This is a genomic window from Caldisericia bacterium, from assembly GCA_021158845.1.
In the GTDB taxonomy this organism is placed as follows: Bacteria; Caldisericota; Caldisericia; order B22-G15; family B22-G15; genus B22-G15.
On sequence record JAGGSY010000139.1, the window covers coordinates 1 to 8,860 of the forward strand.

Annotated in this window: 9 protein-coding genes; 7 read left to right on the plus strand and 2 right to left on the minus strand. The window is 38.1% G+C overall.

From position 1 onward, the window contains the following. Nucleotides 1-207 (plus strand): hypothetical protein (locus J7J33_04995; protein ID MCD6168644.1); only part of this gene is annotated, 207 nt, incomplete at its 5' end. A gap of 58 nt (nt 208-265) precedes the next feature. Further along, nucleotides 266-2,653: a phosphoketolase family protein gene (locus tag J7J33_05000; protein MCD6168645.1), complete on the plus strand. Its 2,388-nt coding sequence runs from the start codon at nt 266-268 to the stop codon at nt 2,651-2,653. Here the strand turns inward: J7J33_05000 and J7J33_05005 are convergent. Both J7J33_05005 and J7J33_05010 read right to left on the minus strand, forming a co-directional pair. Next, nucleotides 2,640-3,023: a copper amine oxidase N-terminal domain-containing protein gene (locus J7J33_05005; protein MCD6168646.1), complete on the minus strand. Its 384-nt coding sequence runs from the start codon at nt 3,021-3,023 to the stop codon at nt 2,640-2,642. The two genes, J7J33_05000 and J7J33_05005, sit on opposite strands and share 14 nt — an antisense overlap. A gap of 99 nt (nt 3,024-3,122) precedes the next feature. After that, nucleotides 3,123-3,623: a hypothetical protein gene (locus J7J33_05010; protein MCD6168647.1), complete on the minus strand. Its 501-nt coding sequence runs from the start codon at nt 3,621-3,623 to the stop codon at nt 3,123-3,125. A 117-nt stretch (nt 3,624-3,740) separates the two neighbouring features. On the opposite strand from J7J33_05010, the gene J7J33_05015 reads away from it, so the two are divergent. From J7J33_05015 to J7J33_05035, 5 genes are all read left to right on the plus strand, one after another. Further along, entirely contained in the window at nt 3,741-3,917 is a 177-nt protein-coding gene (locus J7J33_05015; protein ID MCD6168648.1) for a hypothetical protein, read from the plus strand. 72 nt (nt 3,918-3,989) lie between these two features. Continuing rightward, the gene (locus tag J7J33_05020; GenBank protein MCD6168649.1) at nt 3,990-5,036 is read left to right on the plus strand and encodes an N-acetylornithine carbamoyltransferase; all 1,047 of its coding nucleotides are present in this window, start codon (nt 3,990-3,992) and stop codon (nt 5,034-5,036) included. A 2-nt stretch (nt 5,037-5,038) separates the two neighbouring features. Next, nucleotides 5,039-6,511, plus strand: a complete 1,473-nt coding sequence (locus J7J33_05025) for a pyridoxal-phosphate dependent enzyme (GenBank protein ID MCD6168650.1) — start codon at nt 5,039-5,041, stop codon at nt 6,509-6,511. A 14-nt stretch (nt 6,512-6,525) separates the two neighbouring features. Beyond that, entirely contained in the window at nt 6,526-7,611 is a 1,086-nt protein-coding gene (locus tag J7J33_05030) for a carbamate kinase (GenBank protein MCD6168651.1), read from the plus strand. 86 nt (nt 7,612-7,697) lie between these two features. Beyond that, a complete protein-coding gene (locus tag J7J33_05035; protein MCD6168652.1) occupies nt 7,698-8,714 on the plus strand; it encodes an ornithine carbamoyltransferase in 1,017 nt (338 codons plus the stop codon). The last annotated feature ends 146 nt before the right edge of the window (nt 8,715-8,860 follow it).

An 8,860-nucleotide genomic window follows, 5' to 3' on the forward strand; every position in this document is an offset into this window, starting at 1 on the left:
ATGATGTATATATTTCATGATATTTTCTTCATGAAAAATTATAATATATTTTTTCACTTTGTCAACATAATGTATAACCCAACAACACACCTACAGCTTGAACTCATCTATAATATTCTTAATCCATTTATAGTTAATGTAAGCGTGGAGTCTCTTGCTGATAAGAGATTTCAACATATTTTGACATTTTTCATTGCTTTCTTATGACTAAGGTTTTTATGTTAAAATGAAGCTAACTATGAGAAAATTATTAAGGAGGAGAAAAATGATTGAGAAGATAAATGATTATTGGAAGACATGCTGTTATCTTGCAGCAGGGATGATATACCTTAAGGACAACCCTCTGCTTAAGGAACCACTCAAGAAAGAGCACATAAAGAATAGATTACTTGGTCATTGGGGTTCAAGTCCGGGTCTTTCCTTCATCTATGTTCACGCAAATAGAGTTATAAACAAGTATGGTATAAATGCATTTTTTATAGCAGGTCCAGGACATGGAGCTCCCGGTGTAATTGCACCTGTATATCTTGAAGGAACTTTAAGTGAGTACTATTCACAATTTACCGAGGATGAAGAAGGAATGAGGAATCTCTTTAAGTCCTTCTCATTTCCAGGTGGATTTGGAAGTCACTGCACACCTGAAATTCCCGGATCAATTCAAGAGGGGGGAGAGCTTGGGTATGCCTTATCACACGCCTTTGGTGCAGTTTTTGATAATAAAGATTTGATTGCCATAACTGTTGTTGGAGATGGAGAGGCTGAAACAGGTCCTCTTGCTACATCATGGCACTCAAACAAGTTTTTAAATCCTATTAGAGATGGTGCAGTTTTACCAGTTCTACATCTAAATGGATACAAGATAAACAATCCAACGGTTCTTTCAAGAATTGATAACGATGAGCTTATCTCTCTTTTTACAGGTTATGGTTATGATGTAAAAGTTGTTGAGGGAGAGGAACCGATGGAAGTTCATGAAGAGATGATGAAAGCTATGGATTATTCCATAGAGAAAATCCTTTCTATATGGGAAAAATCAAGAAAGAGTGGAAAGGCGGAAAGACCACACTGGCCCATGATAATTCTAAGAACACCAAAGGGATGGACTGCACCAAGAAAGATAAACAAGCATTTCATTGAGGGATACTGGAGAGCACATCAGGTTCCTCTTAAAGATGCAAAGGAGAACCCAGAGAGTTTAAAGATACTTGAAGAGTGGCTTAGAAGTTATGAACCAGAGAAATTGTTTGATAAGAATGGGAGGCTCAGAGAGGATCTTAAAGCTCTTGCTCCAAAGGGAGAGAGGAGGATGAGTAAAAATCCTCATACAAATTCTGGTCTTGTAAGAAGGGATTTAAAGCTTCCACATCCAAAGGATTTCTCTGTTGATGTTAGAGAAAGGGTAAAAACACAGGTTGAAAACACAAGACCTCTGGGAAGATTCTTGAGGGAGGTTATAAATTTAAATCCAAATAACTTTAGAGTTTTTGGACCAGACGAAACAAAATCCAATAGGCTTGATGATACCTTTGTAAAAGGGAAGGTATGGATGGCAAAGACCTTACCAGAAGATGAAGATGAGGGATTTCTTTCCCCCTTTGGCCGTGTTATGGAGTATCTCTCTGAACACACCGTTGAGGGATGGCTTGAAGGATATCTTCTCACAGGAAGGCATGGAATATTAAATACCTATGAGGGATTCTCACCTATAATTTCATCAATGGTCAGTCAGTTTGGAAAATGGGTTGACATATCCACTGATGTTCACTGGAGAACTCCAATCTCCTCTTTAAATTTACTTTTAACATCTGTTGTATGGAGGCAGGATCACAATGGTTTTACCCATCAAGACCCTGGATTTATAAATTCAATTGTGGATAAATGGCCCAATGTTGTTAGAGTTTACTTTCCTCCAGATGCGAATACACTTCTTTGGACTATATGGCACTCTCTTCAAACAACAGATAGGATAAACATAATTGTTATAGATAAGCAGTATCATCCTCAATATCTCTCCATTGATGAAGCCTTTAAACATGCAACCAAGGGTATAGGAGTATGGGGATTTGCAAGCACCTATCCAGAGGAAGAACCAGATGTAGTAATTGCAAGTTGCGGAGATATTCCAACAAAGGAAGCTATAGCAGCAGTGGGTATCTTAAAGAGAGAATTTAAAGATTTAAAAATTAGATTTGTGAATGTTCTTAATCTGTTCACACTAACCCCAAATTCAGAACATCCAGATGGATTGAGTGATAGAGAATTTGATTCCTACTTCACAAGGAATAAACCAATCATATTCAATTTCCATGGTTATCCATGGCTTATTCACAGACTAACATACAGAAGGACAAACCATGAGAATCTTCATGTAAGGGGATACAGAGAGAACAGGAAGATTGGAATTGACTCAAGTTATCTTACAACATTCCTTAAGGGAAGAGGTGGAATAACAACTCCCATGCAACTTGCCATAATGAATCAGATTGATAGATTCAGTATAGCTATGGATGTTATAGAGAGGGTTGAAAAGTTAAAGGAGAGGGGTGCATACTTTAAAGATAAACTCAAAAATATGCAGATAGATGCCCTTCAATATGCATACGAGAATGGAGTGGATAAGAGAGAGTTAATAGATTTTTCTAACTGGGATTGAATATGAATATCTCCTGAAAGTTTCCTATCCAGATAACCTTCATACCAAGTGATTCAGACACAAATCTGAGAGGAACAAAAGTTCTGTCATCCTTGATAAAAGGTGTAATGTCCTGATTATCTGGATCTATAGGCACTGAATTTCCATTCACATAAGCGTAATTCTTCCCTATCCACATCTCTATCCTTTTACCATTCAAGATTATCGTTACCTTTCTCTCTTTACCATCCCATAGAACAGTCCCACCAAGACTTTCAGAAACAAACCTAATGGGAACAAAGGTTCTTCCAGATATGATAAATGGTGAAGTATCCATGGTAGTTTTCTCGCCGCCTTTCCAGATATCCCTTTCTCCTATTTTTAATCTCAACGCATCCAGTCTTTCAATGTCAATTATGATTTCTGTTTTAGAGACTTCAATGTTCAGTGGTTTAAGAAGGGTGGTTATATAAATTTCGTTCTCTCCTTCTTAAAGTTTCTCTGCTATTTTCATATTCTTTTCCACAGGTATCCTTTTCTCTTTAGATCCATTGTTTATAACTAAAATCATTGGCACAGCTACTTCTCTGTAAAGATTTATGTAAACTTTTAGTCTCATGGAATCTGTATCAAACTTGAAAGAGGTGGAAAGGTCTTTTCGCGGTATCATATACTTTTCAGGCTTTTTTATGTCCTTTAGTTCGACAGTTATACTGGACCCTATTCCAAATCTATCACCACAGTAAACATGAGTTTTAAATGAACTCCCTTCTTTTTTAACCTTTATATCTTTTTCCCCACCTGTTATGTCTATAGTTTTTCCATCCATAATTAGAAATCCCATCCTATCAAGCTCCACAGAAAATCTTGCCTCATTCTCGGAAACTATACTACCCTTTATCTTTATAGAGGGTAAATTGTTTGGCAGGACAAAGCCCAAAGATAATAGAATTATCAGTATAAAAGGTAAAATAAAAAGTTTCCTTGTCATATCATCCTCCTTTATTTAAATATACAAATAATAGATTAATTTGTTTCAAAGATATATTTTCAGAAGGGAGGAGTTTTTGTATAATTATTTTGTAATCTGAACAGGAAGGAGATTAAGATGGATAAAGAGAAGAAGAGAAGAAACATAGAGTTTACAATATTTGGAATTGCTTTCTTTATCATGGGGATACTCCTTGTTAATAAATCTAAGTTTGGTTTACTATTCATAGTTATTGGAACAATTTTTCTGTTTCTTCCCATTGTAGAGAAAGGTGGAGGTCCATTTGGTGTTTAAAAAATTTATTGACATAAACCTTAGTAGTTTTAAAATAATCATATAGTATAACTTAGGAAAAGGAGGAACAAAATGAAGACAGAGAGCTTTAGAGGAAGGGACTGGATTACTGATCTTGATTACACTAAGGAGGAACTTGAAACAATTCTTGAGGTTGCCTTTGACCTTAAAAGAAAAAGAGCTGTGGGGGAACCACACAGACTTCTTGAGGGAAAAACCCTCTTTATGATTTTTTACAATCAGTCTTTAAGGACAAGGAACTCCTTTGAAGCTGGAATGTTTCAGCTTGGTGGTCATGCACACTTCCTTGACCCAAAAAAGATTTACACCCCTGCACTTCCCGGAAGGGAGATTGCATATACAACTGAGAGAGTTTCTGATGTTGCAAGAGTTCTCTCAAGGATGGGTGAGGGAATTGCTATACGTTGCTATGGAGCGCCAGTGGATTGGATCTATGGAGAGGCGGATAGGATGATAAGGGAGTTTGCAAAGTGGGCAGATATTCCTGTTATAAATATGGAGGATGATATTTACCATCCATGTCAGGGAATGGCAGATATTATGACAATGATTGAGAAGAAGGGACCAGATTTAAGAGGGAAAAAGTTTGTAATGAGTTGGGCATACTCACCATCTCCAGAGAAACCACTTGCAGTCCCCCAGAGTGCTATAACTGTTGCATCAAAGTTTGGACTTAACATAACCCTTGCACATCCAGAGGGATTTGAACTTGACGATAACATAATAGATGCTGTTAAAGAGAATGTTAAGAAGTATGGTGGAAGCTTTGAGATTGTAAATGATATGAAAGAGGCATTTAAAGATGCAGACATTGTTTATCCAAAATCTTGGACAAGCAAACACTTTATTCCACCAGAGGCGGATAAGCCAGATTTTACAAAGATAAAGGAACTCTTTGAGAAGAATAAGGATTGGATATGCGATAAAGAGAAGATGGCTCTTGCAAAACCTGATGCAATCTATATGCACTGCCTTCCAGCAGATAGGGGATTTGAGGTGACAGATGAGGTTATGGATGGACCTCAATCTGTTGTGTTTGACGAGGCAGAGAACAGACTTCATGCACAGAAGGCAATAATGGCTCTTATTATGAGGTAGTTATGAAGTTAAAGGTAAATGAAGAGGTTTTAAAAAGAACAATAGAGAGGGCAAGAGAGAAAAATATAATAATTCCCACATACGAGGAGATGAGGAATCCAGAGAAGATTCCAGAAGGTATAAAAGAGGAACTCAAAAACATTGGTCTTTGGGATCTTCATCCAAGAAATCTATTTAGAATCACATGGAAGAATGAGCCAAAGAAATTTGGTGGTGGATTTGATGGAGTGAATTTCATAGAACTTCCAAGAGAACTCACAGGAGTTAAGGCAAGAATAGTTATGCTCATTGGAAAATGGTTCCCCACAGGTTCACATAAGGTTGGTGCAACCTTTGGTCCACTTGTTGAAAAACTTATAAGAGGTGAGTTTGATCCAACAAGACAGAAAGCTCTCTGGCCCTCAACAGGAAACTACTGCAGAGGCGGTGCATACGACTCCCATCTTCTTGGATGTCAAGCTGTTGCAGTCCTTCCCGAAGGTATGAGTAGGGAGAGGTTTGAGTGGCTTAAAAGTATTGGTGCAGAGATATACGCAACACCGGGAAGCGAGAGTAATGTAAAAGAGGTTTTTGATAAGAGTGAAGAACTCAAAAGAAAGTATCCTGATGAGATTGTTGTTCTAAATCAGTTTGATGAGTTTGGAAATCCAATCTGGCACTATGCTGTGACAGGTCCAGCCATGGAGGAGGTTTATCATAATATTAAGAAAGAAAATGATAAATTCACCGCTCTGTTTCTTACACAGGGTTCTGCAGGAACATTGGGATGTGGAAACTATTTGAGAGAGAAATTCCCAACGATTAAGATTGGAGCAGGTGAGGCACTTCAGTGTCCAACCCTTCTATTCAATGGATATGGAGCACACAGGATTGAGGGAATTGGAGATAAGCATGTTCCCTGGGTGTTTGATGTGAAGAATATTGATATGGTTGTTGATATTGATGATGAGGATAGTATGAGATTGATCAGGCTCTTCAATGAACCAGAGGGAAGGAAGTATCTTAAGAAGATGAAAGTCCCAGAGGAGATTGTGGATAATCTTGATCTACTTGGAATTTCATCTGTGGCAAACCTTATTGGCTCGATAAAGATGGCAAAGTACTATGAGATGACAGAAAACGACATGATATTTACAGTGGCAACAGATTCCATGGAGCTTTACAAGTCAAGAATTAAAGAACTGAGAGAAGAGAGGGGAGAGTATAAAGAGATTGATGCAGCAAAGGATTTTGAAGATGTTTTAATGGGAGCATCCATAGATTGGATGCTTGAATTATCCTATTGGGACAGAAGAAGGATGCACAATCTTAAATACTTCACATGGGTTGAGCAGAGAGGGAAGAGTGTGGAAGAATTAAATGAGCAGTGGTACAACGATAACTACTGGAAGGAGAAGTTTAATTCTTACAAAGAGTGGGATGAACTCATTAGAGAGTTCAATGAGAGAGTAGGATTAATCAAGAAGTACAAGTAAAGGAGGTATTAGAAGTGGCAAAAAAACAGATAAGGATCTTTGCTTTTGGAGGAAATGAAGTATCACCAGTTGGATTAAAGGATGAGCATGGGAAACCTATCATTCCTGATATTCCAATGCAGTGGAAGAGGACTCGTGAGACAAGTAAGCACATCGCAAGAATTGTTAAGGAGTTCCCAGATGATAGTTTCATCATAACCCATGGAAATGGTCCACAGGTTGGGAATGTGTTACTTAGATCAGAAATTGCAAGTAATGTATTACCACCACTTCCTCTTGATGTATGCGGAGCAGATACTCAGGGAGCAATGGGTTATATGATTGGTCAGATTCTTGGAAATGAACTGAAGGCAAATGGTATTGATAAGACTGTTACAGCAGTTGTAACTCAGGTTGTGGTGAGTGAGGATGATCCTGGATTTAAAAATCCAACAAAGTTTGTTGGACCTCCATACTCAAAGGAGGAAGCTTTAAAGAAGGCAAAGGAGAAAGGTTGGACTGTCAAACTATACAAGAAGGATGAAGAAGGTAATGAACTATGGCGTAGAGTTGTTCCATCTCCAGAACCTCTTGATATAGTAGAGATTGATGCAGTTGAAGCAGCACTTGAGAAGGGAGATATTCCTATAACTGTAGGTGGTGGTGGAATTCCAGTTGTAGAGGTTAAACCCGATGAAAATGGCGTTTATAGATGTAACTATGGAATAGAGTTTAAGGGACCAAAGGGACTTAAGATATATCGTGGAGTTGAAGCAGTAATTGATAAGGACCTTGCCTCATCCCTTCTTGGAAGAATGCTACTTAAGAGAGCAAAGGAAAGAGGAGAGGATGTTGAGGTAACCCTTACAATATTTACAGGAGAGGATGGAGCAAAACTCTACTATCAAACACCAAAACAGGTTGACTTAAGGCACTTAACCCTCTCTGAGGCAAAGAAGTACTATGAAGAGGGACACTTCCCACCTGGAAGCATGGGACCAAAGATCTTAGCAATAATCAAGTTCCTTGAGGCAGGTGGAAGTAAAGCTTATATTTCTCTTACCTCCAAGTATCTTGAAACCCTTGAAGGAAAAGCTGGAACAACTGTTGTTCCAGATTAGTAATTAGAGGGGAGAAAACATGAACCGCAGAGGAAACTCACACTCCTCTGCGGTTTTTATTTTAAATTAAGGGAAAGGAGGGAATTATGCACAGACTTCATGGAAGAGATTTAATTACAATTCAGGAGTGGTCTCTTTCTGAGATTTTGGAGACCCTTGAGGTTGCAAGAGAGATGAAGAGATTAAGATTTACAAATCCATACAGAAATGCACTTTTAAGAAAAACATTCCTCATGCTTTTCTACAATCCCAGTGTTAGAACAAGACAATCCTTTGAAGCAGCAGCAACAGAGTTGGGTGGACATGCTCAATTTCTTGAACCAAAGAGTATGAGGCTTAAAACAAAGAAGAAGGCAGGAGAGACAATTGAAGATGCTGCAAATGTTATGAGTAGATATGCAGCAGGTATTGGAATAAGACTTCTTGAAGATGCAATAGAAGAGTATGGTCAGGGAGACTATGTTTTAAGGGAGTATGCAAAGTATGCATCTATTCCTGTTATCTCTATGGCTCATGACAAGTATCATCCATGCCAAGCTCTTGCAGATATACTTGGTCTTCTTGAGCATATGGGAGATGTAAAGAAAAAGAAACTTGTTATGATGTGGGGATACTCCACAATGGTTAGGTCATGGTCATCTGTCCATGCAAATCTACTTATCTCATCCAAATTTGGAATGGATATAAAACTTGTCTATCCAGAAGGATACGACCTTGATCCAGAGGTTATGGATATGGTTAAGAATAATGCAAGAAGAAGTGGCGGAGAATTTGAAATAATCTCTGGAGATTTAAATGATTTGAGAAAGGCACTTCAAGGTGCAGATGTTGTTTATGCAAGAAACTGGATGAGTCCAAAGAGATATGAAATTGGAAAAGAGGCTGAGATTGAGATGGCAAAAAAACACAGAGATTGGACACTAACCACAGAACTTATGAAGCTTACCAACGATGCATACTTTATTCATCCAATGCCGGTGGATAGAAACAATGAAGTTGAAGATGCTGTGGCAAGTTCACCAAAGTCTATAATCTATGATATTGCAGAGAACAGACTCCATGTTCAAAAGGCAGTTATGGCTTTAACCATGGGTGATTTATAAAGTTTAATCCCCCTCCGGGATTGGAGGGGGATTTTATATCCTTTGCTCTTTGCGTATTGAGCAATCACTCCTTCACCTCAAGTTCAATTTCACACTCTCTTCCATCCCACTTAATTTCTATAACAGGTTTGTCATATTCTGAGAAG